This is a genomic window from Herbaspirillum seropedicae, from assembly GCF_001040945.1.
Classification (GTDB): Bacteria; Pseudomonadota; Gammaproteobacteria; order Burkholderiales; family Burkholderiaceae_D; genus Herbaspirillum; species Herbaspirillum seropedicae.
Map to the genome: position 1 here is coordinate 2072914 of NZ_CP011930.1, position 26543 is coordinate 2099456.

21 protein-coding genes are annotated in these 26543 nt (G+C 64.8%); 14 read left to right on the top strand and 7 right to left on the bottom strand.

What is annotated here, in order from left to right:
* The first annotated feature begins 2 nt into the window (after positions 1-2).
* The 4 genes from ACP92_RS09090 to ACP92_RS24550 are packed head-to-tail and all read left to right on the top strand — an operon-like array spanning position 3 to position 5201.
* Positions 3-1079, top strand: a complete 1077-nt coding sequence (locus tag ACP92_RS09090) for an HlyD family secretion protein (RefSeq protein ID WP_041310510.1) — start codon at positions 3-5, stop codon at positions 1077-1079.
* A complete protein-coding gene (gene rbbA / locus ACP92_RS09095; protein ID WP_013233834.1) occupies positions 1076-3847 on the top strand; it encodes a ribosome-associated ATPase/putative transporter RbbA in 2772 nt (923 codons plus the stop codon). Before ACP92_RS09090 ends, rbbA begins: the two co-directional genes overlap by 4 nt.
* Before the next feature lies 1 nt (position 3848).
* Positions 3849-4976, top strand: a complete 1128-nt coding sequence (locus ACP92_RS09100) for an ABC transporter permease (protein ID WP_013233835.1) — start codon at positions 3849-3851, stop codon at positions 4974-4976.
* Positions 4977-5033: 57 nt separating this feature from the next.
* Positions 5034-5201: a hypothetical protein gene (locus tag ACP92_RS24550; RefSeq protein WP_156181768.1), complete on the top strand. Its 168-nt coding sequence runs from the start codon at positions 5034-5036 to the stop codon at positions 5199-5201.
* Positions 5202-5273: 72 nt separating this feature from the next.
* Here ACP92_RS24550 and parC read toward each other — a convergent pair whose 3' ends face one another.
* The 7 genes from parC to ACP92_RS09135 all read right to left on the bottom strand — a co-directional run bounded on the left by parC (position 5274) and on the right by ACP92_RS09135 (position 15649).
* Positions 5274-7589 (bottom strand): DNA topoisomerase IV subunit A, encoded by a 2316-nt coding sequence (gene parC / locus ACP92_RS09105; protein ID WP_013233836.1) that lies wholly within the window; start codon positions 7587-7589, stop codon positions 5274-5276.
* A 35-nt stretch (positions 7590-7624) separates the two neighbouring features.
* Entirely contained in the window at positions 7625-8509 is an 885-nt protein-coding gene (locus ACP92_RS09110; protein ID WP_041310512.1) for a lytic transglycosylase domain-containing protein, read from the bottom strand.
* Position 8510: 1 nt separating this feature from the next.
* A complete protein-coding gene (locus ACP92_RS09115; RefSeq protein WP_013233838.1) occupies positions 8511-10499 on the bottom strand; it encodes a DNA topoisomerase IV subunit B in 1989 nt (662 codons plus the stop codon).
* A gap of 253 nt (positions 10500-10752) precedes the next feature.
* Entirely contained in the window at positions 10753-12105 is a 1353-nt protein-coding gene (locus tag ACP92_RS09120) for an amidase (protein ID WP_013233839.1), read from the bottom strand.
* A 118-nt stretch (positions 12106-12223) separates the two neighbouring features.
* Complete coding sequence (locus tag ACP92_RS09125) at positions 12224-12901, bottom strand: DUF2848 domain-containing protein (protein WP_013233840.1); 678 nt, start codon at positions 12899-12901, stop codon at positions 12224-12226.
* 196 nt (positions 12902-13097) lie between these two features.
* Positions 13098-14411: an MFS transporter gene (locus tag ACP92_RS09130; RefSeq protein ID WP_013233841.1), complete on the bottom strand. Its 1314-nt coding sequence runs from the start codon at positions 14409-14411 to the stop codon at positions 13098-13100.
* 302 nt (positions 14412-14713) lie between these two features.
* Positions 14714-15649, bottom strand: coding sequence for a LysR family transcriptional regulator (locus tag ACP92_RS09135; RefSeq protein WP_013233842.1), 936 nt, complete (start codon positions 15647-15649; stop codon positions 14714-14716).
* A 393-nt stretch (positions 15650-16042) separates the two neighbouring features.
* Here ACP92_RS09135 and ACP92_RS09140 point away from each other — a divergent pair, with 393 nt between their 5' ends.
* The 10 genes from ACP92_RS09140 (at position 16043) to ACP92_RS09185 (ending at position 26524) form a co-directional block, all read left to right on the top strand.
* A complete protein-coding gene (locus ACP92_RS09140; protein ID WP_013233843.1) occupies positions 16043-17026 on the top strand; it encodes a MurR/RpiR family transcriptional regulator in 984 nt (327 codons plus the stop codon).
* Entirely contained in the window at positions 17023-18009 is a 987-nt protein-coding gene (locus ACP92_RS09145; protein WP_013233844.1) for an isoaspartyl peptidase/L-asparaginase family protein, read from the top strand. Before ACP92_RS09140 ends, ACP92_RS09145 begins: the two co-directional genes overlap by 4 nt.
* 25 nt (positions 18010-18034) lie before the next feature.
* Complete coding sequence (locus ACP92_RS09150) at positions 18035-19888, top strand: dipeptide ABC transporter ATP-binding protein (protein ID WP_013233845.1); 1854 nt, start codon at positions 18035-18037, stop codon at positions 19886-19888.
* A gap of 125 nt (positions 19889-20013) precedes the next feature.
* Positions 20014-21585, top strand: coding sequence for a glutathione ABC transporter substrate-binding protein GsiB (gsiB, locus tag ACP92_RS09155; protein ID WP_013233846.1), 1572 nt, complete (start codon positions 20014-20016; stop codon positions 21583-21585).
* Between the two features lie 144 nt (positions 21586-21729).
* Positions 21730-22650, top strand: a complete 921-nt coding sequence (gene gsiC, locus ACP92_RS09160) for a glutathione ABC transporter permease GsiC (protein WP_013233847.1) — start codon at positions 21730-21732, stop codon at positions 22648-22650.
* An 8-nt stretch (positions 22651-22658) separates the two neighbouring features.
* On the top strand, positions 22659-23591 hold the full coding sequence (gsiD, locus tag ACP92_RS09165; RefSeq protein WP_013233848.1) for a glutathione ABC transporter permease GsiD: 933 nt from the start codon (positions 22659-22661) through the stop codon (positions 23589-23591).
* A 4-nt stretch (positions 23592-23595) separates the two neighbouring features.
* The gene (locus tag ACP92_RS09170) at positions 23596-24621 is read left to right on the top strand and encodes a DmpA family aminopeptidase (protein ID WP_013233849.1); all 1026 of its coding nucleotides are present in this window, start codon (positions 23596-23598) and stop codon (positions 24619-24621) included.
* Between the two features lie 24 nt (positions 24622-24645).
* Complete coding sequence (locus tag ACP92_RS09175) at positions 24646-25488, top strand: M55 family metallopeptidase (RefSeq protein ID WP_013233850.1); 843 nt, start codon at positions 24646-24648, stop codon at positions 25486-25488.
* A gap of 101 nt (positions 25489-25589) precedes the next feature.
* On the top strand, positions 25590-26057 hold the full coding sequence (parS, locus tag ACP92_RS09180; protein WP_013233851.1) for a type II RES/Xre toxin-antitoxin system antitoxin: 468 nt from the start codon (positions 25590-25592) through the stop codon (positions 26055-26057).
* On the top strand, positions 26054-26524 hold the full coding sequence (locus ACP92_RS09185) for an RES family NAD+ phosphorylase (RefSeq protein WP_013233852.1): 471 nt from the start codon (positions 26054-26056) through the stop codon (positions 26522-26524). The genes parS and ACP92_RS09185 overlap by 4 nt, the downstream gene beginning before the upstream one ends.
* The last annotated feature ends 19 nt before the right edge of the window (positions 26525-26543 follow it).

Below are 26543 nucleotides of genomic sequence, written 5' to 3' on the forward strand. Positions count from 1 at the left end.
TCATGAAGCTTCCCCTCCTCAAGAAACCCCTGCTGGCCGCAGCCGCATTGCTGCTGTTGCTGGGTGCAGCCTTCTTAGCCTGGCAGCGCCTGCATCACAACGGCCCCGGTGAGGGCTTCACCAGCGGCAATGGCCGTATCGAGGCGACCGAAGTGGATGTGGCCACCAAGCTGGGCGGCAGGGTCGACGCCATCCTCGTCAACGAGGGCGATTTCGTCAGCGCTGGCCAGCCGCTGGCGCGCATGCAGGTGCTGTCGCTGCAGGCGCAGCGCGACGAAGCCCTGGCGCACCAACAGCAGTCACTGTCCGCCGTGGCCAGCGCCGAGGCCCAGGTGGCGGTGCGCCAGAGCGATTACCAGGCGGCCCTGGCCCAGACGGTCCAGCGCGAGAGCGAACTGGACGCCGCCCGTCGCCGCCTGGCGCGCTCTGAAGTGCTGGTGCGCGAAGGCGCGTCCTCAGTGCAGGAAGTCGATGATGATCGCGCCCGCGTGCGCAGCATGGAAGCGGCGGTCACCGCCTCCAAGGCCCAGGTGACGGCGGCCGAGGCTGCCGTGGTGGCGGCGCGCACCCAGGTCAGCGGGGCCAGGTCCACCGTGACGGCGGCGCAGGCGACGGTCCAGCGCATCAAGGTGGATATCGACGACAGTACCCTGGCCGCCCCGCGCGCGGGGCGGGTGCAGTATCGCATCGCCCAGCCGGGTGAAGTGCTGGGCGGTGGCGGCAAGGTGCTCAACCTGGTGGACCTCAGCGACGTCTACATGACCTTCTTCCTGCCCGAGGTGGTGGTCGGCAAGCTGGCGCTGGGCAGCGAGGCCCGCATCATCCTTGACGCCGCACCCCAGTATGTGATCCCGGCGCGCATCTCCTTCGTCGCCAGCACCGCGCAGTTCACGCCCAAGACAGTGGAAACGGCCAGCGAGCGCCAGAAGCTGATGTTTCGCGTCAAGGCCCAGATCGATCCGGCGCTGCTGCAACAGCACCTGACCTTGGTCAAGACCGGCCTGCCTGGCGTGGCCTGGGTCCGGACTGACCAGAACCAGCCCTGGCCGGCGCAACTGGCCGTGCAGGTTCCGCAATGAATACGCTCCCGGGCGGCGCTTGCGTGGCCCGCCTGCAGCGGGTCGCCCTGCGCTACGGCAAGACCGTGGCGCTGGATGCGGTGTCGCTGGACATTCCCGCCGGTTGCATGGTCGGCCTGATCGGCCCCGATGGCGTGGGCAAGTCCAGCCTGCTATCCCTGGTGGCCGGCGCACGCGCGCTGCAGCAGGGCGAACTGGCGGTGCTGGGCGGCGACATGCGCCAGCAGCGTCATCGCCAGCAGGCCTGCCCGCGCATCGCCTACATGCCGCAGGGCTTGGGCAAGAATCTCTATCCCACCTTGTCAGTGGAAGAAAACCTGCAATTCTTTGGCCGCCTGTTTGGCCAGGATGCCAGCGAACGCCGTCGCCGCATCGATGAACTGACCACCAGCACCGGACTGGACAAGTTCCTGGCGCGCCCGGCCGGCAAGCTTTCCGGCGGCATGAAGCAAAAGCTGGGCTTGTGCTGTTCGCTCATCCACGATCCCGACCTGCTGATCCTGGATGAGCCCACCACCGGCGTGGACCCGCTCTCGCGCGCCCAGTTCTGGGACCTCATCGCCCACATCCGCCAGCAGCGCGCCGGCATGAGCGTCATCGTGGCCACCGCCTACATGGAAGAGGCCGACCGCTTCGACTGGCTGGTGGCCATGGATGAGGGCAGGGTGCTGGCTACCGGCACACCGGTACAGTTGCATCAGCGTACCGGTACAGCTTCGCTGGAAGAAGCCTTCATCGCCCTGCTGCCGGAAGAAAAACGGCGCGGTCACCAGACCGTGCAGGTCACCCCGCTGGACGACACCATCGATAGCGGCGTGGCCATCGAGGCCAAGGGGCTGACCATGCGCTTTGGCGATTTCCTGGCGGTGGACCATGTGGACTTTCGCATCCGGCGCGGCGAGATCTTCGGCTTCCTCGGCTCCAATGGTTGCGGCAAGTCCACCACGATGAAGATGCTCACCGGCCTGTTGCCGGCCAGCGAAGGCCAGGCCTGGCTGTTCGGGCGCGAGATCGATCCGCGCGACATGGCCACGCGCGCGCGGGTGGGTTACATGTCGCAGGCCTTTTCGCTGTATGGCGAACTGAGCGTGCGCCAGAACCTGGTCTTGCATGCGCGCCTGTACCGCGTCCCCGCAGAGCAGATTGCCGCCCGCACCGACGAAATGGCGCGCCGCTTCGGCCTGCTGGACGTGATGGACAGCCTGCCGGAGAGCCTGCCACTGGGCATACGCCAGCGCCTGTCGCTGGCCGTGGCCATGGTCCACAAGCCGGAATTGCTGATCCTGGACGAACCGACCTCGGGCGTGGACCCGATTGCCCGCGACCTGTTCTGGCAATTGATGATCGGCCTGGCGCGACAGGACCAGGTGACCATTTTCATTTCCACCCACTTCATGAACGAGGCGCTGCGCTGCGACCGCATCTCCCTCATGCATGCAGGCCGGGTGCTGGTGAGCGCCACGCCGCAGGCGCTGATGCAGCAGCGCGGCGCGCAGACGCTGGAACAGGCCTTCATCGGTTATCTGGAAGAGGCGGCAGGCAAGGGCGGCAGCGCCGCCGCGACCCACAGCGCGGTGGCCGTCGCCGTGGCGCCGCCGGCCGCGTCTCCAGCCGCATCTCCAGCACCTCGCCTGAGCCGCTGGCGCACCAGCCTGGGCCGGGCGCTTAGCTACAGCCAGCGCGAGAGCCTGGAGCTGCGCCGCGATCCGGTGCGCGCCACGCTGGCCTTGCTGGGCACGGCCATCCTGATGTTCATCATCGGCTATGGCATCAACCTCGACGTGGAAAACCTCAGCTACGCCGTGCTCGATCGCGACCAGACCGGCCTGAGCCAGAACTATGCGCTGAACCTCTCAGGCTCGCGCTACTTCATCGAGAAGCCGCCCATCAGCGATTACCAGGAGCTGGACCGGCGCATGCGCAGCGGCGATATTTCCCTGGCCATCGAGATCCCACCCGGCTTTGCCCGCGACATCGCGCGCGGTCACACGGTGGAGGTGGGGGCCTGGGTCGATGGCGCCATGCCGACGCGCGCCGAGACCGTGCGCGGCTACGTCCAGGGCATGCATCAGTTATGGCTGGCTGACATGGCCACGCACCGGCTCGGGCAAAGCCTGGCCATGCCCGCCCGCATCGAGACGCGCTATCGCTACAACCCCGATGTGAAGAGCCTGCCGGCCATGGTGCCGGCCATCATCCCGCTCTTGCTGATGATGATCCCGGCCATGCTGACGGCCTTGTCGGTGGTGCGGGAGAAGGAGCTGGGCTCCATCCTCAACCTGTATGTCACCCCGGTGAGCCGCACCGAATTCCTGCTGGGCAAGCAGTTGCCTTACCTGCTGCTGGGCATGCTCAATTTCGCCATGCTCACGCTGCTGGCGGTGACTGTGTTCGGCGTGCCGGTCAAGGGCAGCCTGTTGACGCTGACGTTGGCCGCGCTGGTGTTTGTCATCTGTTCCACCGGCTTTGGCCTGTTGGCCTCGACCTTCACCAACAGCCAGATCGCGGCGCTCTTCGTGACCATGATCGGCACCATCATTCCCTGCGTGCAGTTCGCTGGCCTGTTGAATCCGGTCTCGTCGCTGGAGGGCATGGGCGCGCTGATCGGCCAGGTCTATCCGGCCACGCACTTCCTGACCATCAGCCGGGGCGTGTTCAGCAAGGCGCTCGCGCTGGATGACCTGGCCTCCTCGTTCTGGCCGCTGGTAGTGGCCGCGCCCGTGATCCTGGGCTTGTCGGTGCTGTTGCTCAAGAAGCAGGAGCGTTGAGATGCGCAACTCCTGGGCCAACATCTACCGTCTGGGCATCAAGGAGCTGTGGAGCCTCTTGCGTGATCCGGCCATGTTGGTGCTCATTGCCTACACCTTTTCGCTCTCGATCTACGTGGCCGCCACGGCCATGCCGGAGAGCCTGCACCACGCCGCCATTGCCATCGTGGACAATGACAGTTCGCCCTTGTCGGCGCGCATTGCGGCGTCCTTCTATCCGCCGCATTTCAAGGTAGCCAGGCTGGTCACGGCCCGGCAAGCCGACGCCGGGCTCGACGACGGCGACTACACCTTCGTCTTGGACATCCCCGCCGACTTCCAGCGCGACGTGCTGGCCGCACGCGCCCCGGCAGTGCAGCTGAATGTGGACGCCACCCGCATGAGCCAGGCCTTTACCGGCAACAGCTACATCCAGCAGATGGTCACCAACGAGGTCGCACAGTTCGTGCAGCGCCAGGAAGGTGGGGCCAGCGCGCCGGTCAACCTGGCCCTGCGCATGCGCTTCAATCCCAACCTGGAGCAGTCCTGGTTCGGTTCGCTGATGGAGATCATCAACAACGTCACCATGCTTTCCATCATCCTGACCGGCGCCGCGCTCATCCGCGAGCGCGAGCACGGCACCATCGAACACCTGCTGGTGATGCCGGTGACGCCGGCGGAGATCATGCTGGCCAAGGTCTGGTCCATGGGCGTGGTGGTGGCGCTGGCGGCGCTGGCGTCGCTGCTCTTGATCGTGCGGGGCGCCTTGCATGTGCCCATCGAAGGTTCGGTGGCGCTGTTCATGCTGGTCACTTGCCTGCATCTGTTTGCCACCACCTCGATGGGCATCTTCATGGCCACGCTGGCGCGCTCGATGCCGCAGTTCGGCATGTTGACAGTGCTGGTGCTGCTGCCGCTGCAATTGCTCTCGGGCGGCTCCACGCCACGCGAGAGCATGCCCGTACTGGTACAGGACATCATGCTGGCCGCCCCGACCACGCACTTCGTGGCGGCCGGGCAAGCCATCCTGTACCGCGGCGCCGGCCTGGAGGTGATCTGGCCGCAATTGCTGGCCATCTTTGGCATTGGCGCGGTGCTGTTCATGGCGGCGCTGGGCCGCTTCAGGAAGACCATCAGCCAGATGGCGTGATGGGGATATCGTCTGCCTGCCCGGCACAGGCGGGCGCAACTTGACCGGAGAACCACCATGCCCGACCTGACCAGTCCTTCCGCCCTGATCCCCGCGGCCAGCATCGGCCTGCTATTGCTCGGCTATGGCCTGCGCCGCTATCGCTGGGCGCCGTATTGCATGCTTGCCGGGGCGTTTGGCTTGCTGGGGGTGTTGTTGTATCGGGTGTCGGTGGCCATCGGCTGACGTGACATCATGAAAAAAAATCGCCCCCTCGCCAACAGGCACAGGGGGCGATTTCCGTGAGCAGAAAGCGCGTCAGACCTGCGCCCGCAATCCCGTCACCTTGATACGCGATTCCAGCGCCTTGCCCTTGCGGGCGCGCTTGCCGATATGCAGGGCCAGCGAGACGGCCGACAAGGCAATCTCCTTGGCCTTGCCCACATTGCCGGTGCCGTACACGACCACACCCTTCTGGCTGATGGCCTGGGCGGCGACCAGCTTCTCGTTCTTTTCCAGCTCCATCAGGTTCACCCCACGGCCACCGGAAGAGAGCGTCTTCATCTCGTCCAGGCCAAACACCAGCAGACGGCCATTGCCGGAGACGCAGGCAACGGCGCTGGCATCGGTCGGCACCGGGGTCGGGGCCAGCGGCAGGGCGCCTTCGTCCAGCGTGAAGAAGCTCTTGCCGCCCTTGACCCGGCCGAACATGTCGGAAGCCTTGGCGATGAAGCCCGCCGCCGCGTCCGAGGCCAGCAGCAGCGTGGTATCGGCGGGGCCAGCGAAGTAGTGCAGGATGCTGCTGCCGCTGGCCAGTTCCAGCAGCGTGGTCACAGGCACGCCGTCGCCGCGCGCATTGGGCAGGGCATTGACGGCAATGGTGTAGACCCGGCCGTTGGAGCCGAAGGCCAGCAGGTTGTCCACGGTGCGGCATTCAAACGCGCCATACAGGCTGTCGCCGGCCTTGAAGGTGAATTGCGTGGCATCGTGGCCATGGCCGGTGCGTGCGCGCACCCAGCCCTTCTGCGAAATGATCACCGTCACCGGTTCATCGATCACCTTCTGTTCGAAGGTGGCGCGCTCGGCTTCTTCGATGATGGTGCGGCGGGCGTCGCCATAGGTCTTGGCGTCGCCTTCGATTTCCTTGATGACCAGCTTCTTCATCGAGGACGGATTGTCCAGCAGGTCTTGCAGGGTGCTCTTCTCGTTGCGCAGCTCGGCCAGCTCCTGCTGGATCTTGATGGCTTCCAGGCGGGCCAATTGGCGCAGGCGGATTTCCAGGATGTCTTCGGCCTGGCGATCCGAGAGCCTGAAGGCCTCGATCAGGGCGGGCTTGGGTTCGTCCGATTCGCGGATGATCCTGATGACCTTGTCGATGTTGAGCAGCACCGCTTCCCGGCCTTCCAGGATGTGGATGCGGTCGTTGACCTTCTGCATGCGGAATTGCGTGCGGCGGGTCACGGTCTCGAAGCGGAAGCTGATCCACTCGCTGAGGATGTCGGTCAGGTTCTTCTGGCGCGGACGGCCATCGCCACCGATCATCACCAGGTTCAGCGAGGCGCTGGTTTCCAGCGAAGTCTGGGCCAGGAGCGTGTTCATGAACTCGGTCTGGTCCTGGTTCTTGGACTTGGGTTCGAACACCAGGCGCACTGGCGCATCGCGGCCGGATTCGTCGCGCACGGCGTCGAGCAGGCCGAGGATGGCGGCTTTCTGGGCCTGCTGTTCGGGCGTCAACGACTTCTTGCCCAGCTTGACCTTGGGGTTGGTCAGTTCTTCGATTTCTTCCAGCACCCGCTGCGAGGAAACGCCCGGCGGCAGTTCGGTAATGACCGCCTGCCACTGGCCGCGCGCCAGGTCTTCGATCTTCCAGCGTGCGCGCACTTTCAGGCTGCCACGGCCGCTCTGGTACATCTCGGCAATGGTGGCCTGCGGGGTGATGATCTGGCCGCCGCCGGGAAAGTCGGGACCGGGAATGAGCTCCATCAGTTCGGCGTGGCTGATCTTGGGGTTGCGGATCATCGCCACGGCGGCCTTGGCCACTTCGGTCAGATTGTGCGAAGGAATCTCGGTGGCCATACCCACCGCAATGCCGGAAGCGCCGTTCAACAGCAGGAAGGGCAGGCGCGCCGGCAGCAGGCGCGGTTCTTCGGTGGAGCCATCGTAGTTGGGCTGGAACTCCACCGTGCCCATGTCGATTTCATCGAGCAGCAGCTTGCTGATGGGTGTCAGGCGCGCTTCGGTGTAGCGCATTGCCGCCGCACCGTCGCCATCGCGCGAACCGAAGTTGCCGTGGCCGTCGATCAAGGGATAACGCAGCGAGAAATCCTGGGCCATGCGCACCAGCGCGTCATACACCGACTGGTCGCCGTGCGGGTGCAGCTTGCCCAGCACGTCGCCGACCACGGCGGCGGACTTGCGCGGCTTGGCCGCCGAGTTCAGCGACAGTTCATTCATCGCATAGAGGATGCGGCGCTGCACCGGCTTCTGGCCGTCGGCCACGTCGGGCAGGGCGCGGCCCTTGACCACCGAGATCGCGTAGTCGAGATAGGCGCGCTCGGCGAAGGTGGACAGCGTCAGCGATTCGCCATCGGGCGCGCTCGGGACTTGGTCGAACAGGGTCGGTTGATCGGTCATGGGGCGTGGTCTTCTTGTGTCACTGGGTTAATCGTTCAGTCATTGCCGCTGGCCGTAGCGGGCGCATGGGGCGGCAGGGTGACCTTGAGGCGGGCCGATCCGGCCGAGGCCAGGGTGGCGCCGCCATCGGGGCGATACAGCTGGTAGAACCGCGACACCAGCCGCACATACCCCTGCGTCTCGGGATAGGGAGGAATCTTGTTGCCATACTTCTGCACCGCGCCTTCACCGGCGTTGTAGGAGGCGATGGCCAGTTCCACATGCTGCGGGAACATCGCCATCAGGTCGCGCAGGTAGCGCGCCGCCAGGCGGATGTTGATCTTCGGATCGGTCAGCTTCTGGTGCAGGGTCTTGCGACGGTCGCCCTGCAGGCCGTAGCGCTCGGCGGTATCCGGCAGGATCTGCATCAGGCCCACCGCGCCCTTGCTGGATACCGCCTTGGCGTTGAAGCCGGATTCGGCCGTCATCACGGCCTTGAGCAGGGCCGCGTCCAGGCCGAATTCACTGGCGGCCTGGGTCAGCAGCGGGTCGTACTTGCGGGCGTCGCGATGCGACAGCATGGTGCGCACGAAGGGCGGGTCGGCGGGGGTGACCGCTTCCTTGCTCTCTGCGTGGTTCAACAGGGCAGCGCTGCTGGCCATGAGCTTGTCGGGGTCATCCAGCGTCTGGGCGTAGAAATGGACTGCGCCATCGGCGTCGGTGTACCGGTACACAATGCTCTGGGCCTTCTTGCTGCCGCTACCCTTGCTGCCACCATCGCTGCTGCTGTCAGCCGCTTCCACCCGCATGTGTTGCACGCCATCGGCATCGGTGTACCGGACCACTTGCTGCGACTGTACCGGTACAGCGCACAGCAGCGTCGCTCCGCCCAGCAGGGCGGTAGCGAGCAGATGGATAGGCGGCAATGCGGCGCGGGGCATGTCAGATGTCCGCTTCAGCCTCGTTGCCGTGCTCTTCGATCCAGGCGCGGCGGGAGGCGGCTTCGCCCTTGCCCATGAGCATGTTGAAACGCTCTTCCGAGGTCTGCACCCCGGGTTCGCCGAAGCTGATCGGCAAGAGGCGGCGGGTGTCCGGGTTCATGGTGGTTTCCCACAGCTGCTCGGCATTCATCTCGCCCAGGCCCTTGAAGCGGGAAATGCTCCAGGCGCCTTCCTTCAGGCCATCCTTGCGCAGCTTGTCTTCGATGGCTTCGAGTTCGCCATCGTCCAGCGCATAGAGCTTCTGCACCGGCTTCTTGCCGCGCGCCGGCGCATCGACGCGATACAGCGGGGGCCGCGCCACGCAGATGTTGCCGTTCTCGATCAGCTTGGGGAAGTGACGGAAGAACAGCGTCAGCAGCAGCACCTGGATGTGCGAGCCGTCCACGTCCGCGTCCGAGAGGATGCAGATCTTGCCGTAGCGCAGGCCGGACAGATCGGGCGTGTCATTGATGCCGTGCGGATCGACGCCGATGGCCACCGCGATGTCGTGGATCTCATTGTTGGCGAAGAGACGGTCGCGTTCGGTTTCCCAGGCATTCAGGACCTTGCCGCGCAGCGGCAGGATGGCCTGGAATTCCTTGTCGCGGCCCATCTTGGCCGAGCCGCCGGCGGAGTCGCCTTCGACCAGGAAGAGTTCATTGCGCGACACATCCGAGGATTCGCAATCGGTCAGCTTGCCGGGCAGCACGGCCACGCCGGAAGACTTCTTCTTCTCGACCTTCTGCGCCGAGCGCAGGCGGCTCTGGGCTTGCTTGATGACCAGTTCGGCCAGCTTCTTGCCGTAATCGACGTGCTGGTTCAGCCACAGTTCCAGCGCCGGGCGCGAGAAGCCGGCCACCAGTCGCACGGCGTCGCGCGAATTGAGGCGCTCCTTGATCTGGCCCTGGAATTGCGGGTCCAGCACCTTGGCCGAGAGCACGAAGGAAACCCGTGCAAAGACGTCCTCGGCCAGCAGCTTGACGCCCTTGGGCAGCAGCGAATGCATCTCGGCAAAGCTCTTCACGGCCGAGAACAGGCCTTCGCGCAGGCCCGATTCATGGGTGCCGCCGTTGGAGGTGGGGATCAGGTTGACGTAGGACTCGCGCACCACCGCGCCTTCCTCGGTCCAGGCCACCACCCAGGATGCGCCTTCGCCCTCGGCGAAGCCGTCGGCATCCTTGCCGGCGAACTGTTCGCCTTCGAACAGCGGGATCAGGGTCTCGCCGCTGCCGGTCTGGGCCAGTTGTTCCATCAGGTAGCCGCGCAGGCCCTGGTCGTATTGCCAGCTCTGGCTGTCGCCGGTCTTGCCATTGGTCAGCGTGACCTTTACGCCCGGCAGCAGCACGGCCTTGGAGCGCAGCAGGCGCTGCAGCTCGCCCATGGGAATGGTGGGGGAGTCGAAATATTTGGCGTCGGGCCAGACGGTGACGCGGGTGCCGGATTTCTTGTCGTCGCGGGTGGCGGGGCGCGACTTCAGTTTTTCGATGACGTCGCCGCCCGAGAAGGCCAGGGTGTGGACGCCGCCTTCGCGCCAGACCGTGATTTCCAGGCGCGTGGCCAGGGCGTTGGTGACCGATACGCCCACGCCGTGCAGGCCGCCCGAGAAGGCGTAGGCGCCGCCGGAACCCTTGTCGAACTTGCCGCCGGCGTGCAGGCGGGTGAAGACGATCTCGACGGTCGGGACCTTTTCTTCCGGATGCAGGCCCACGGGGATGCCGCGTCCATCGTCTTCCACGCTGACGCTGCCGTCGGCGTTCATGGTGACGATAATGCTCTTGCCATAGCCGCCCAACGCTTCGTCGGAGGCGTTGTCGATCACTTCCTGGAGGATGTGCAGCGGGTTTTCGGTGCGGGTGTACATGCCCGGGCGCTGCTTGACCGGCTCCAGTCCCTTGAGGACGCGGATCGATGATTCACTGTAGTCGGACGGGGAGGTTTTCTTGGTTGCCATGCAGATGAGTGGTCGTGGCTGATGCCGGAAGGGTTGTCGTGTCTCTGTTTGCCCAGCGCCGAGGCCCGCAGTCCGGGCTATCGTGCGCTGCAAAAGCGCATTCTAATGAAAATTCCAGGAATTCGGCGTCCGCGGCGAGGAAATGTTCCCTTCAGGGCAGGAGCTGTTGGTAACCGCTGGTAACTGCGGTTAATTACGCGCATAAAAAAGGCTTGTGCAAGCACAAGCCTTGTCAAAGTGGCAAATAAGCGACTCAGGCCGCCAGCAAGGCCTCCACTGCCAGGCCGATGGACAGCAGGCGTTTATCCTGGCCGCCGCAGGCCGCCAACGACAACCCGACCGGCGCACTGCCGGGAGCATGGCAGGGCAGGGACAGCGCGCAACCATCGAGGAAGTTGATCAGCGTGGGATTGCGCAGCATCTTGCCGTTGGCGCCATAGTAGGCGTCGTCGCTGGCTTGCAGCTCGGCAATACGCGGGGCGACGATGGGGACGGTGGGCATGACCAGTGCGTCGTAACCGGCCAGTTGCGCCTCTACCTGGGCGATCCAGCGCGGGCGGGCGTGCAGCACGTCCAGCAGGTCGGCGGCGCTCATGTCCTTGCCACGCAGGATGCGCGAGACCACGCGCTGGTCATAGCCGGCGGCGTTCTCGGCGATCAGCGCGCGGTGCCAGGCGTAGGCCTCGGCGGCGGTGAAGCCGCCCTTGGCATTGATGGCCGCCAGGGCGTTGAAGGCCGGCACTTCGGCCTCGACGATCATGGCGCCGGCGGCGGCCAGCTTGCCCAGCGCTGTGCGGTAGGCCTGGCCGACGGTGTCGTCCATGCCATCCAGCACCACATTGGTCGGCGCCAGCAGGCGCAGCCCGCGCAGCGGGTGCGCAAGGACGGCTACATAGTCTTCACCGGCCAGGACAGCGTCCATGATGGCGCAGCATTGCACCGATACAGCCAGCGGGCCAATCGAATCCAGATAGGCGGACAGTGGCAGTACACCTTGCATGGACACCCGTGCCGCCGTCGGCTTGAAGCCGGTCAGGCCATTGAGCGCCGAGGGGATGCGCACCGAGCCGCCGGTGTCCGAACCGACTGCCGCAAAGGCCATGCCATCGGTGACCGAAATGGCCGCGCCGGAGGAAGAGCCGCCAGGGATGCGGCCGCCCTCGATGTTGCGCTCCCAGGCGTTCTGCGGCGTGCCGTAGTGCGGGTTGATGCCTAGGCCGGAGTAGGCGAACTCGGTCATGTTGGTCTTGCCGATGAGGATGGCGCCGGCCTTGAGCAGGTTCTGCACCACGGCGGCATGTGCGCTGGCGACGGGCTTGCCGCGCAGGACCACGGAGCCGGCCAGGGTGGTTTCACCGGCCACGTCGAAGAGGTCCTTGACCGAGACCGGCACCCCTTCCAGCGGTGAGCGGCACAGTCTGGCTGCGCGCAGGGTATCGGAGGCGCGGGCCGCCGCGCGCGCCTGCTCGGCATAGACGCGGGTGAAGACACGCGCGCCTTCGCCAGCCGGGTCGGCGATGCGGGCCAGGGCTTGCTCGGTCAGTTGCAGGGAGGTGGTGTGGCCGGCGGCGAGGTCGGCGGCCAGTCGGGAAAGTGTGCTTGGCATGATGAGGAAGTCGTGGTTCTCAGTCAGGGACGTCCGCAGGCGATCAAAGCGTGCAGTATCGCACTGCTGCGGGCATCCCACAAAACGGCCGGCCTGGCCGGCCGCAGCGGGGGAGCGCTCAGGCCACTTCGGCCAGCGACTGCGCCACGTAGTGATGGCGCAGGGCGCGCTGGCGGCGCGGGTCGAACAATTCCATCGTGAAGGAGGCGGCCGGACGGATGCCGCCGATGGCGCCCACGGTGCCGCAGGTCATGCCGCAGCCTTCGGGCAGCTGCGCGCGGCCTTCGGTGAAGCGTTCGATCAGGTCGGCCGGGGTGCGCAGCGAGGCCAGCGGGCCCTCCTGGTAGAGCTTGCTCTGTCCGTCTTCCTCGATCCAGGAACGGATCACCAGTTCATCCCAGTACTCGGCCACATCCGCCAGCTTCCACGCGGTCGTGCCGACCGGCTTGACGCAGGCCTGCTTGGAGAAGGCCACGCTGTGCGCTTCGAGCTTGCGGTCGGTATGGTCCGAGGCGATGGAGACATAGAGCTCGCCACCGGCGTTGAAGACGAAGGTCTCCACTTCGCCGGAGGAGGCCTCGCCCAGCACCTGCACCTGGGCGGCTTGCGAGAGCTGGTTGGCCGAGACGCGGTAGAACAGCGGCACCGCGCTGGGGCGGGAGATGCCCAGGGCTTCCAGTTCTTCGATATGGTGCTCGATGGCGGCCATGTCGCGGCCAGCCCAGCCGGCGATGACCAGGGTATGGATCTCGGCCTGGAGGGAGGATTGGTCGGGGAGGGTAAAGGTCAGCTTCATGAGTGTCTATCCAACAGGGTGAATCAAGGGGAGTCGGTGCCAGGCGTAGCAGTCCCGCCATGCACATCTTTTTCCGTTCGGACTGGGTAGATCCGGAGGATCGTATCGAAGGCGCTGTGTCGGGTGCGCAAAAGCCGGAGGCCAGAGCGCCCCTTCGACGAGCTCAGGACAGACTTCGATACGCTGGGGTGCGGTATCAATGCTTCCTGATGAACACCACCACCAGGAAGCTGGCAACCAGTTCCAGCGCCGCCACGAAGTACAGACCCGAGGACAGCGACCCGGTGCTGGTCTTCAATGCGCCGATCATGTAGGGCGCAACGAAGCCGGCCAGGTTGCCGATGGAGTTGATCAGGGCAATGCCGCCTGCGGCTGCAGTGCCGGCCAGGAAGGCGCCGGGGATGGACCAGAACACCGGGAAGGCGGCCAGGATGCCGATGGCCGCCAACGTCAGCGAACACAGCGCCAGGGTGGCGTTGCCCAGCGTCATGCCGGTGGCGACCAGGCCGATACAGGCGATGAGGGTGGCGATGGCGCTGTGCAGGCGACGCTCGCCGGTCTTGTCGGAATGGAAGCCGTTCCAGATCATCGCCAGCGTGCCGGCTATGAAGGGGATGGCCGAGATCAGGCCGATCTGCAGATTGCCCTTCACGCCGATTTCCTTGATGATGGACGGTGCCCAGAAGGCGATGGTGGCGTTGCCGCTGACCACGCAGAAATACACGGCGGCACAGATCCAGACGCGATAGTTGGTGCAGGCATCCTTGAAGGAGAAATGCTTGCCCGGCGCACTGTTCTCGGCGGCCAGCACCTGGGTGACGGCGTTCTTTTCCGCCTCGCTGAGCCACTTGGCGTTGGCCGGTCTTTCCGGCAGCCAGGCCAGTACGGCAAAGCCGGCCAGGATGGAGGGAATGCCTTCGAGGATGAAGAGCCATTGCCAGTTGGCCAGATGCCCCACGCCTTCCATGCCGCTCATGATGAGACCGGCAATGGGACCGCCGACGGCACCGGCGATGGCGAACGACGTCATGAACAGGCCGTTGACACGGGCGCGGCGCTGGGCCGGGAACCAGTAGGTCAGGTACAGCACCACGCCGGGGAAGAAGCCGGCCTCGAAGATGCCCAGCAGGAAGCGCAGGATGTAGAAGCTGGTCGGCGTGGTGACGTAGGCCATGGCCATCGACGCCAGCCCCCAGAGGATGGTGATGCGGGCCAGGGTCTTGCGGGCGCCGATCTTTTCCAGCAGCAGGTTGCTGGGCACTTCGAAGATGAAATAGCCGATGAAGAAGATGCCTGCCCCCAAGCCATAGACCGCTTCCGAGAACTGCAGGTCCTGCAGCATCTGCAGCTTGGCAAAGCCGACGTTGACGCGGTCGATCCAGGCCAGCACGAACAGGAAGACCAGGAAGGGAATCAGACGCCAGGCGATCTTGCGGTAGGTGACTTCCAGCGGTGCTGCCGCGCTGGCATGGGCCGCCGGCGTGGCCGCCGCGGATGGGGAATAAGACATGAAAACCTCCTCAGGTAATGCCGGCGTCCGCTGCTGCGGCGTCGTGCTGTGGTCTGTGGGAAATGAAGATGTGGCCGGACCTGCACAGGCAATCCGGAATGCCGGGGTCATACGGTGCTGCCGTCTCGGTCTGAAATCAGTATGGGGATGCGGGGCAGGCGCTGTCCAACAAGAAAATCTGAGCAGGCTTGATTGAAAAATCTTATGAGCAAAAGCAGGGCAGGGTTTGCTTCAGGATGGTGCTGTGCGCGCAAGCCTGGCCTGCCGCGCCCGCCCGCCCCGGCGCGGGCGCGGCGCGCTCTTTAGTTCAGCGAGGCTGGCAGGCGGGCGATCTCATGGCCCCAATTGAGTGCGAAATCGGCAGCGGTTTCCTGGGCAATGCGCGCCACTGTTTCGGTCAGTGGATTCTCATGGTCCGAGCGGAACGAGGCGATCAGCACCAGCGCCGGGAATTCGGTATCCACCCTCAGCAGGTGCAGGCTTTCTTCATTGAGCTCGCGCTGGATGATGGCCGGCGGCACGGCGGTGATGCCAAAGCCATCGGTGGCCAGGCGGATCATGGTGGCCACCGAGGCGATGCAATTGATGTGCAGCGTGCGCTCGCTGCGCTGGCTGTCCGAGAACAGGCGCTCGATCACCGCGTGCGGCCCCGAGTTGCGGGCGAAGCTGATGATGGGGAAGGCCGCCAGGTCGGCCAGCGACAAGGTCTCGCTGCCGATGTCGAGCTTGGGGCTGCCGACCCAGCGCATGGGGAATTCGCACAGCGCCAGATTGCTGACCTGCGGGCCGATCACCGCTTCGGCCTGCAGCACCAGGTCGAGGTTGCCTTTGCTGAACTGTTCGTGCAGATGGATGGTGGTGTCGCTGACGATCTCGATCTGCAGGCGCGGGAAGGTCTTGTGCAAGCGTCCGAGGAAATCCGGGAACCAGCTGTGCACGATGGATTCGATCACGCCGATGCGGATGACGCCGGCGTAGACTTCGCGGTCAGACATGTCTTCCTTCATCTCGCGCATGAGCTTGACCATGCGTTCAGCGTGCACCAGCGCCTTGCTGCCATCGGCGGTGAGCGCCACCTCGCGCGCGCTGCGGTCGAACAGGCGCACGCCGAAGTCCTGTTCGAGCGAGGCGATGCGGCTGGAAACGGCGGCCTGGGTGGTGTGCAGGCGTTCGGCGGTGAGCCGGAAGTTGCGCAGCCTGGCCAGCCAGACGAAGGTTTCGAGAAAGCGGATGTTCATGCGTGCGTCATACCTGCTTCAGGCGGAAGGAAGGGCGTATTTTATCGCCATCAGGCGTACAGCCGGCGCGTCAGTTTTGGTGCGCTGCGCCATAAAACTGCTGGCTTCCTGTGTTGATCTGGTGCATTACGTCGTCTTATTTGTGTGCTTCTGGTGCGTTATATCGATATTCGAAATTTGAAAGTATTTTTTCTTTACTCTCGAAGAAAATGAAAATATATTTACATTTTTTCAGCGGGCAGGGACAGTTGATCACCTCTCGCTGCATGATAAACGCGGCCTGAAGACGGGTGCGTAAATGGGGTGGCGAGTCGCATGGAAATGATTTATATCATTTTCATATTATTTGCGGTGACTGCGCCATGAAGATCAAGAAAAACGGGGTGGCCGACGGTGACGCAACAGCAGAAGAACATCAGCTTGCAGGGCGCAGGCGCGGTCGCGCAGGCGGTGGGCAAGCTGTATGCGCAGTTGTCCAAGTCGCACCGCAAGACGGCCGACTATGTGCTGGGCAATCCGTTTCGCGCGGCCACCATGACCATCGATGAGCTCTCGGAAGCGGCCGGGATTTCGGTCGCCACCGCCAACCGTTTTGCCCATGCGCTGGGTTTTGACGGCTATGCGTCCTTTCGCGCCGCGCTGGTGTCGGACTTCGCCACCACCCTGGCGCCGGTCGAAAAGCTGCGCAATGAAGTCCAGCGCGCCGCCACCAGCGCCGAGATCATGGCGGCGGCCTTCGACAGCGACATCGCCAATATCGAAGCTACGCGGCGCATGCTCACCGCCTCCGATTGCGAAGCGGCGGTGGACATGATCCTGGCGGCCGAGCGCATCTTCATTACCGGCTTTGGCGCATCGGCCTATCTGGCCGGCCTGATGGCCCATGCGCTGGAACCTTATGTGCGCACCGTGTCTTCGGTGGCGCTGGCCGGCGGTCCTTCGCAGGCAGGCCGGCAATTCTTCAAGCTCGACAACCGCGACCTGGTCATCCCCATGGTATTTCCGCGCTATGCCGCCGATACGGTCTGGCTGACCCAGCGCGCGGTGGAGAAGGGCGCGAGGATACTGGCCATCACCGACAGCCCCGGTTCGCCGCTGGTGCCGCTGGCCGATGTCACCATCTATGCCCAGACCGACCGCAAGCTGTCACCCACCTCGGATGCGGCCGCGCTGATCCTGATCCAGGCGCTGTGCGACGCCGTGGCGCATCGCGCCCGGCGCTCGGTGCAGGCCGCCTCGCAGATGGCCGAATTCGTGCTGCCCTGGTTGTACCTGCCGCAGCAGCAACAACGCCCGGTCGTGAGCAAGGCCGCAGGGCGCGCCAAGACCGCCAAGACCGCCAAGGACGTTTCAACCCGACGAAAGACCAAAGCATGACCATTCCCGTAATCGCCATCCATGGCGGCGCCGGCACCATCACCCGCGCCTCGCTCACCGCCGAGGACGAAGCCCGCTACCACCAGGCCCTGGCCGACATCGTGGCCGCCGGCCAGGCCGTGCTCAATGCCGGCGGCTCGGCGCTGGAAGCCGTGACCGAAGCGGTGCGCCTGCTGGAAGACTGTCCGCTCTTCAATGCCGGCCATGGTGCGGTCTATACCAGCGAAGGCAAGCACGAGCTGGATGCCTGTGTCATGAATGGCACCGACCTGGCCTCGGGCGCGGTGGCCTGCGTGACCAATCTGCGTAATCCCGTCCTGGCGGCGCGCACGGTGATGGAGCACAGCGAGCACGTGCTCCTGGTCGGTCCCGCTGCCGAATCCTTTGCTGCCCGGCATGGCGCGGTCACGGTCGAGCCGGGCTATTTCCATACCGATGCCCGTCATGAGCAATGGCTGCGCGTGCGCGGCCAGTCGCGCGCCATGCTGGACCACGATGCGTCTTCCTTCGCCTTCGCGGAAAAAGCGGCTGCCCCCACCGAGCCCATCGATCCCGACCACAAGTTCGGCACCGTCGGCGCAGTGGCGCTGGACCAGTTCGGCAACCTGGCGGCCGCCACCTCCACCGGCGGCATCACCAACAAGCAGCCGGGCCGCGTGGGCGACTCGCCCATCATCGGCGCGGGCTGCTATGCCAACAACGCTACTGTCGCGGTCTCGGCCACCGGCACCGGCGAAGCCTTCATGCGCACTGCGGCCTGCTACGACATCGCCGCCCGCATGGCCTATGCCGGCCAGAGCCTGGAGGCGGCCAGCCACGCCGTGGTGTTCGAGACCTTGCCCAAGGTCGGCGGACGCGGCGGCGTCATCGCCATCGACGGCCAGGGCAACCTGGCCCTGCCTTTCAATACCGAGGGCATGTATCGCGCCTACGGACGCGGCGAGCTGGCCCCGGTCACGGCCATCTACGCAGCCCAGGCCTGACGCGGCCCAGCAGGAGAGAATCAAGATGCAACAGCCACAACGCGTGCTGGACGTGAATCACCTGAGCGTGCGATTTTCCACCTCCGAGCGGACCGTGGATGCGGTGCGCGACCTGTCCTTCCATGTCGACCAGGGCGAAACCCTGGCCATCGTCGGTGAATCGGGGTCGGGCAAGTCGGTGTCGTCGCTGGCCATCATGCGCCTGATCGAACATGGCGGCGGCAAGATCGCCAGCGGCAGCATGCAGTTCCTGCGCCGCAGCGGCCAGAGGCTGGACCTGGCCCAGGCTGACAACGCCACCATGCGCAGCATCCGCGGGGCGGAGATCGCCATGATCTTCCAGGAGCCGATGACCTCGCTGAACCCGGTCTTTACCGTCGGCGAGCAGATCGCCGAATCGATCCGCCTGCACCAGGGGCTGGGACGCGCCGCTGCCCAGGCCGAGGCCCTGCGCATGCTGGAGATGGTGCGCATCCCCGAAGCCAAACGGGTGCTGGGCCGCCATCCGCACCAGCTCTCCGGCGGCATGCGCCAGCGCGTGATGATCGCCATGGCGCTGTCCTGCAAGCCCTCGCTGCTGATCGCGGACGAACCGACCACGGCGCTGGATGTGACCATCCAGGCGCAGATCCTGCAACTGATCCGTTCGCTGCAGCAGGAGATGCAGATGGGCGTGATCTTCATCACCCACGACATGGGCGTGGTGGCCGAAGTGGCCGACCGCGTGGTGGTGATGTGCCGGGGCGAGAAGGTGGAAGAGAACGCCGTCAATCCGCTCTTCGCCGCACCGGCCCATCCCTACACCCAATCGCTGCTGGCCGCGGTGCCGCGCCTGGGTTCCATGCGCGGCACCGACAAGCCGCTGCGCTTTGGCATCGCGCCCCAGGCCGAGGCGCGTCCCGACCTGATCGCCAGTGAATTGCAGGCCCAGGCCGAGATCGCCGCGCAACGCCAGCCCATCCTCAAGGTGCGCGACCTGACCACCCGCTTCGATGTGAAGAGCGGGATCTTCGGTCGCGTCAGGCAGCGCGTGCATGCGGTGGAAAAGGTCAGCTTCGATCTGTATGCCGGCGAGACCCTGGCCATCGTCGGCGAATCCGGTTGCGGCAAGTCGACCACGGGCCGCTCGCTGCTGCGCCTGGTCGATATCGCCGGCGGCAAGGTCGAGTTCGGCGGGCGCGACCTGGCGCAGTTGCCGCGTTCGGAACTGCGCCAGCTGCGCCGCGACATCCAGTTCATCTTCCAGGACCCGTTCGCCTCGCTGGACCCGCGCATGACGGTCGGCTATTCCATCATGGAGCCCATGCTGGTGCATGGGATGAAGGAGGGCGCGCAGGAACGCGTGGATGCGCTGCTGACCCGCGTGGGCTTGACGCCCGAGCATGGCCAGCGCTATCCGCACGAATTCTCTGGCGGCCAGCGCCAGCGTATCTGCATTGCGCGCGCCTTGGCGCTGAACCCCAAGATCGTCATTGCCGATGAATCGGTGTCGGCGCTGGATGTGTCGATCCAGGCCCAGATCGTCAACCTGATGCTGGACCTGCAGGCCGAGCTGGGCATCTCCTTCATCTTCATTTCGCACGACATGGCGGTGGTGGAGCGCATCAGCCATCGGGTGGCGGTGATGTACCTGGGCCAGATCGTGGAAATCGGCCCGCGCCGGGCGATCTTCGAGAATCCGCAGCATCCCTATACGCGCAAGCTCATGGCGGCTGTGCCGGTGGCTGATCCGACCCTGCGCCAGCCGGGCAAGAAGCTGCTGACCGATGAAATCCCCAGCCCGATCCGGCGGGTGGGCGACGAGCCCAAGGTGGAACCCTTGCAGGAAGTGGCGCCTGGGCATTTCGTGGCCCAGCACCGTATTGCCGGCGCTTTCTGAGCGGCGGTGCGTTCCGGGTTTTTGATGTTGTACAAAAATGTAGTCCGCGCAGTAAAAATCAATTACGTCGTACCAACCTCGCTTTATTGTTTTCTGTTTTCTGTCTACTGATCAGGAGAGACCACATGTCTACCACAGCAACTCACAAGGGAGTGTCGGCTGCCAAATGGCTGGCTGTCGCCGCCCTGGGTACCACGCTGCAGTTCGCCGCAGCGCATGCCTTCGCGGCCAAGACCGTGACCCTGGCGGTCTATTCGACCTTCACCACGCTGGACCCGTATGACGCCAACGACACGCTCTCGCTGTCCATGGCCAAGTCCTTCTACCAGGGCCTGTTCGGCTTCGACAAGGACATGAAGCTCATCCCGGTGCTGGCCGAAGGCTACCTGGTCAGCAAGGATGGCCTGGAATACACCATCCGACTCAAGCAAGGCGTGAAGTTCCAGGATGGCACCGTCTTCAAGGCCGATGCCGTCAAGGCCGTGTTCGACCGCGTGACCAATCCGGACAACAAGTTGAAGCGCTACAACCTCTTCAACCGCATCGCCAAGACCGAGATCCTGAACGACTACACCGTCAAGGTGGTCCTGAAGGAACCGTTCTCGGCCTTCATCAACGTGCTGGCGCACCCGTCTGCGGTGATGATCTCGCCGACCGCGCTCAAGCAGTACGGCAACAAGGACATCGCCTTCCACCCGGTGGGCACCGGTCCCTTCAAGTTCGTGGAATGGAAGCAGACCGACTACGTCAAGGTGGCCAAGTTCGACGGCTACTGGAAGCCGGGCTATCCCAAGGTCGATGAGATCATCTGGAAGCCGGTGGTGGACAACAACGCCCGCTCGGCCATGATGCAGACCGGCGAGGCGCAGTTCACCTATCCGCTGCCCTATGAGCAGGCCGACCTGTTGAAGAGCAAGTCCAACCTGGATGTGGTGGCCGCGCCCTCGATCATCCAGCGCTACATGTCGATGAACACCAAGCAGAAGCCCTTCGACAACCCCAAGGTGCGCGAAGCCATCAACTACGCCATCAACAAGCAGGCGCTGGTCAAGGTGGCCTTCAATGGCTACGCCGTGCCGATGGACGGTGTGGTGCCGCAGGGCGTGGACTATGCCTACAAGACTGGTCCCTGGCCCTATGACGTGAAGAAGGCCAAGGCGCTGCTGGCCGAGGCGGGCTATCCGAATGGCTTCGAGACCGAACTGTGGTCGGCCTATACCCATAGCACGGCGGTGAAGATCGTCCAGTTCCTGCAGCAGCAGCTGGCGCAGGTGGGCATCAAGGCCAAGATCCAGGCCCTGGAAGCCGGCCAGCGCGTGGAACGCGTCGAAAGCTGGCAAGACCCGGCCACCGCACCGGTGCGCCTGCTCTACATCGGCTGGTCGTCCTCCACCGGTGAAGCCGACTGGGCGTTGCGTCCGCTGCTGGCCTCGGAATCCTTCCCGCCGCGTCTGTACAACACCGCCTACTACAAGAATGACAAGGTCGATGCCGACATCGCCAAGGCGCTGACCCTGACCGAGCGCAAGGACAAGGAAGCCCTGTACAAGGACGCCCAGCAGGAAATCTGGAAGGACGCACCCTGGGCCTTCCTGGTCACCGAAAAACTGCTCTATGCGCGCAACAAGAACCTCAAGGGCGTCTATGTGATGCCTGACCAGGCCATCGAGTTCGAGAACATCGAGCTGGTCAAGTAAGCAGGCGGTAGTACCGCAGTAGTCAGGCAGTACCCCTCCGGCGGCGTCGCAGGCGCCGCCGGCAGTATTCTTGCGATGGGCGGCGGCCCGTCGCGGCAACCAGCGCGGGTGGGTTTCCCCGGCGAGGCCATCTTAGAGAGCATCATGTTTTCCTTTGTCATCAAACGCCTGTTAGGCCTCATTCCCACGCTACTGCTGGTAGCGGTGCTGGTGTTCCTGTTCGTGCACCTGCTGCCGGGCGATCCGGCGCGGCTGGCCGCCGGTCCCGAGGCCGACGACAAGACCGTCGCGCTGGTGCGCGCCGACCTCGGCCTGGACAAGCCCTTGCCGGAGCAGTTCGTCAATTTCTTCCTCAATGCCGCGCGCGGCGACTTCGGCCATTCCATCCGCACCAAGCGTCCGGTATCCGAAGAGATCAGCGCGCGCTTCTGGCCCACGCTGTGGTTGACCGTGGTGGCCATGGTCTGGGCCGTGCTGTTTGGCCTCATCATCGGTATTTCCTCGGCGGTGTGGCGCAACCAGTGGCCGGACCGGCTGGGCATGACCCTGGCGGTGTCGGGCATTTCCTTCCCGGCCTTTTCGCTGGGCATCCTGCTGGTGCAGGTGTTCTCGGTCAAGCTGGGCTGGCTGCCTACGGTCGGCGACGATACCTGGCTTCACTACATCCTGCCCTCCATCACGCTGGGTGCGGCGGTGGCGGCGGTGATGGCGCGCTTTACCCGTTCTTCCTTCATCGAGATCCTGCAAGAGGACTTCGTGCGCACCGCGCGCGCCAAGGGCCTGACCGAGACCGTGGTGGTCATCAAGCATTGCCTGCGCAATGCCTTGATTCCGGTGGTGACGATGATGGGCTTGCAGTTCGGCTTCCTGCTGGGCGGCTCCATCCTGGTCGAGGTGGTGTTCAACTGGCCGGGCATGGGCCGCCTGCTGGTGGACGCCGTCGAGATGCGTGACTACCCCGTCATCCAGGCCGAGATCCTGCTGTTCTCGCTGGAATTCATTTTCATCAACCTGGTGGTGGACGTGCTCTATGCCGTGATCAACCCCAGCATCCGCTTCAAGTGAGGGGAATCATGTCGCTCTCCAACGCACCCATCTCCGATACCGGCGCCCCCTTGCCGCCGCCCGGTCCTGCTGTGGCCGCCAGCGGCCAGAAGATCCGCACGCCCTGGCGCGAATTCTGGCGCAAGTTCAAGAAGCAGCACCTGGCCGTGTATGCGGGGGTGTTCATCCTGTTCCTGGTCGCCGTGGCCATCCTGGCGCCCTGGATCGTTCCCTTCGATCCGGAAAACTTCTTCGACTACGACGCCCTCAATTCGCCGCCCACCTGGGTGCATTGGTTTGGCGTGGATTCGCTGGGGCGCGACATCTTCAGCCGCATCGTCATGGGGACCCGCATCTCGCTGGCGGCGGGCTTCTTCTCGGTGGCCATCGGCGCGGTGATCGGCACCGTCTTCGGTTTGCTCGCCGGTTACTACGAAGGCTGGTGGGACCGCATCACCATGCGCATCTGCGATGTGCTGTTCGCCTTCCCCGGCATCCTGCTGGCCATCGGCATCGTCGCCATCCTGGGCGGCGGCATGATCAACGTCATCATCTCGGTGTCAGTCTTCAGTATCCCGGCCTTTGCCCGCCTGGTGCGCGGCAATACGCTGCAGTTGAAGAACCTGACCTATATCGAAGCCACCCGCAGCATCGGCGCCTCCGACATGACCATCATGTGGAAGCACATCTTCCCCGGCACCATCTCGGCCATCGTGGTGTATTTCACCATGCGCATCGGCACCTCCATCATCACGGCCGCGGGCCTGTCCTTCCTCGGCCTGGGCGCGCAATCGCCAACGCCGGAGTGGGGCCTGATGTTGAACGAAGCCCGCGCCGACATGGTCACTTCGCCGCACGTCGCGCTGGTGCCCAGCATCGCCATCTTCCTCACCGTGCTGGCCTTCAACCTGCTGGGCGATGGCTTGCGCGATGCGCTCGATCCCAAGATCGATCAGCGTTGATGCAATGAGTCTGCCGGTACCGCATATAGGCCGCTTGCCCGCCGGGCCGCGCAACAGCATCACCGATGTGGCGGGCGTGCGCGTAGGGCATTGCACACTCGACGACGGCGCGGTGCAGACCGGCGTGACCGTGATCGCGCCGCACCCAGGCAATCTCTTCACCCACAAGCTGCCGGCGGCGGTCGCCGTCATCAATGGCTTTGGCAAGAGCGCCGGGCTGGTGCAGCTGGAAGAGCTGGGTACGCTGGAGACGCCCATTGCGCTGTCCAACACCTTTGCCGTGGGCGCGCTGCTGGAGGCCCAGATCCGCCACACCCTGCGCGCCAATCCCGAATGCGGCCGCAGCCTGCCCACGGTCAATCCGCTGGTGCTGGAATGCAATGACGGCTACCTCAACGACCTGCAGCGCATGGCGGTGCAAGCGGCGCATTTCGAGGCGGCGTTGCAGGCGTTGTCCGAAGAGGTCGTCCAGGGCGCGGTAGGAGCGGGGCGGGGCATGTCCAGCTTCGAACTCAAGGGCGGAATTGGCACGGCCTCGCGCTGTGTGGTGCTGGGCAAGGCGGCGCAGGGTTTTACGGTGGGCGCGCTGGTGCTCTCCAATTTTGGCCGCCTGCCTGAGCTGATCCTTGCCGGCGAGCCACTGGGCGCGCAGCTGGCGGGCCAGGGCGGCAGCGACAGCGCGCCCGAGAAGGGGTCCATCATCATGATCCTGGCCACCGATGCGCCGCTGGATGCACGCCAACTGAAGCGCCTGGCCACCCGTGCCGGCGCGGGCCTGGCGCGGACCGGCTCGGCCTATGGCCATGGCAGCGGTGATATCGCGCTGGCCTTTTCCACGGCGCAGCAGATCGAGTCCGAGGCCGACTGCGTGCAGATGGCGCTGCTGGCCGATCACCTGCTGGACCCCTTGTTCCATGCCGCTGCCGACAGTGTCGAGCAGGCCATCGTCCATGCGCTCTTGGCCGCCCAGACCGTGCGCGGGCGCGACGGCCATGTACGCATGAGCCTGCGCGAGCGGCTGGCTTCCTGAATCGCATTCCTGAAAGAACCTCCCATGAGCAAGCGCGCCAACATCCTGGTTTCCGTCGATATCGAGGGCGTGGCCGGGGTCTTCCATCCCGAGCAGACCCGTGCCGGCAACGGCGAATACGAACGCGCCCGGCGCTGGATGACCGAGGAGGCCAACGCCGTCATCCGGGGCGCGCTGGCCGCGGGCGCCACGGCCATCAAGGTCAATGATTCGCACGGCGGTTTCCGCAACCTCTTGCCCGACCTGCTGCACCCGCAGGCGCGCATGGTGCTGGGCAAGCCGCGCGTGCTGGGGATGATGGGCGGCGTGGATCACGACATCGATGCGGTCATGCTGGTGGGTTACCACTCGCGAGCGCAGGGGCGCGGCATCCTGGCGCACACCACCAACAGCTTCGCCTTTGCCCGCGTCTGGCTGGATGGGCAGGAAATGGGGGAGGCCGGCCTGTATGGCGCGCTGGCCGCCGAACATGGGGCGCCGGTGATCTTTGGCAGTGGCGACGACGCCTTCATCGAAGAAAACCAGCCCCTGTTCGCCCACGCGGTCTTTGCCGAGACCAAGAAGGCCTATGGCGCCAACAGCGGCGACTCGCTCACGCCCCAGCAATCCTGCACCTTGCTGGAAGCGCGCGCGCAACAGGCCGTGGCGACCTGGCTGGCCGATCCGCAGACCATGCCTGCGCGGCCCCTGCGCGGGCCCTTGCGCTGCCGCCTGCAGGCGCAGACGGTGGCGCTGGCGGATCTGTTCAGCCAGTTGCCGATCCTGGAACGTTGCGACAATGTCAGCGTGGAGTTCGATGCGCCCACGGCGGAATATGCGGTGCGGGTACTCAACAGCCTTTCGGCCATGTCGGCGATGTTGCGCTGAGCGGCTGCGTTTTGCTTCTTTTCTCGTTTGGTGGTTTGTTGACTCTCATTTGAGAAGGTTCTAGGATGAGAGGGTAGCAATTCCCAGATGAGAGGCAGGCCATGACAACCCGATCCAGCAGCATCCGCGTAGTGAGCAAAGGCAGCCAGGGACTGGGCGCCCGGCCCAATGACTTCCAGCGCTTTGCCAACATGGATCCGATCAGCCAGGGTCGCACCATTCGCGATGGCATGGACGCCATCATCGCCGAGCGGGTGGCCAGGGAGCTGCTGCAGATTCCCTTGCAGACACTGCTGGCCGGCCTGGGATTGCCCAGCTCCACTATCTTGCGCAAGATTTCCCGCAAGGAACGACTCTCCGGTTCCGAATCCGACCGCATCGCCCGCGTGCTCTACATTCGCGAGCAGGCGGCGGACGTGTTCGAGGATGAGGAGCTGGCCGCCGAATGGATGCGCCGCGCCAATGCAGCGCTGGGCGGCATGACCCCGCTGGAAGTGCTCGATACCCAACCCGGCTATGACCGGGTGCGCGATATTCTCTCCCGCATTGCCTTTGGAGTGGCGGCGTGAAACTGTACCGCCTGGCCAAGGACAAGCCAGGACACTACGCCGCAGAAGACCTCTCGGGCAATGGCGCAGCCTTGAGTGGCGGACGCTGGAATCCGCGTGGCTTGCGGGTGCTCTACACCTGCTGCAGCGCTTCGACGGCCTTGCTCGAATCCCTGGTCCACATGGCGGGGCTCATGCCCCGCGCCCGCTACTATCTGATCGTGCTGGAGGCGCCCGATGCCGAACTGCGCAAGGCTTACGTGCCGAGCCTGCCGCCGGACTGGGCCGATATCACGCGCGACCCGGCCAGCACGGCGGCCATCGGGCAGCACTGGATAGAAGAGGGAAAGCACCTGATGATGAAAGTGCCTTCGGTCGTCAGTCCGACCGATTTCAATGTCTTGCTCAATCCGCTGCATCCGCAGATGCCTGGCATCAAGGTAGTGGAAAAGAAGTTGTTCCAGTTCGATGCCAGACTGTTCGGCTGATGACGGCTGATGAGGCGGT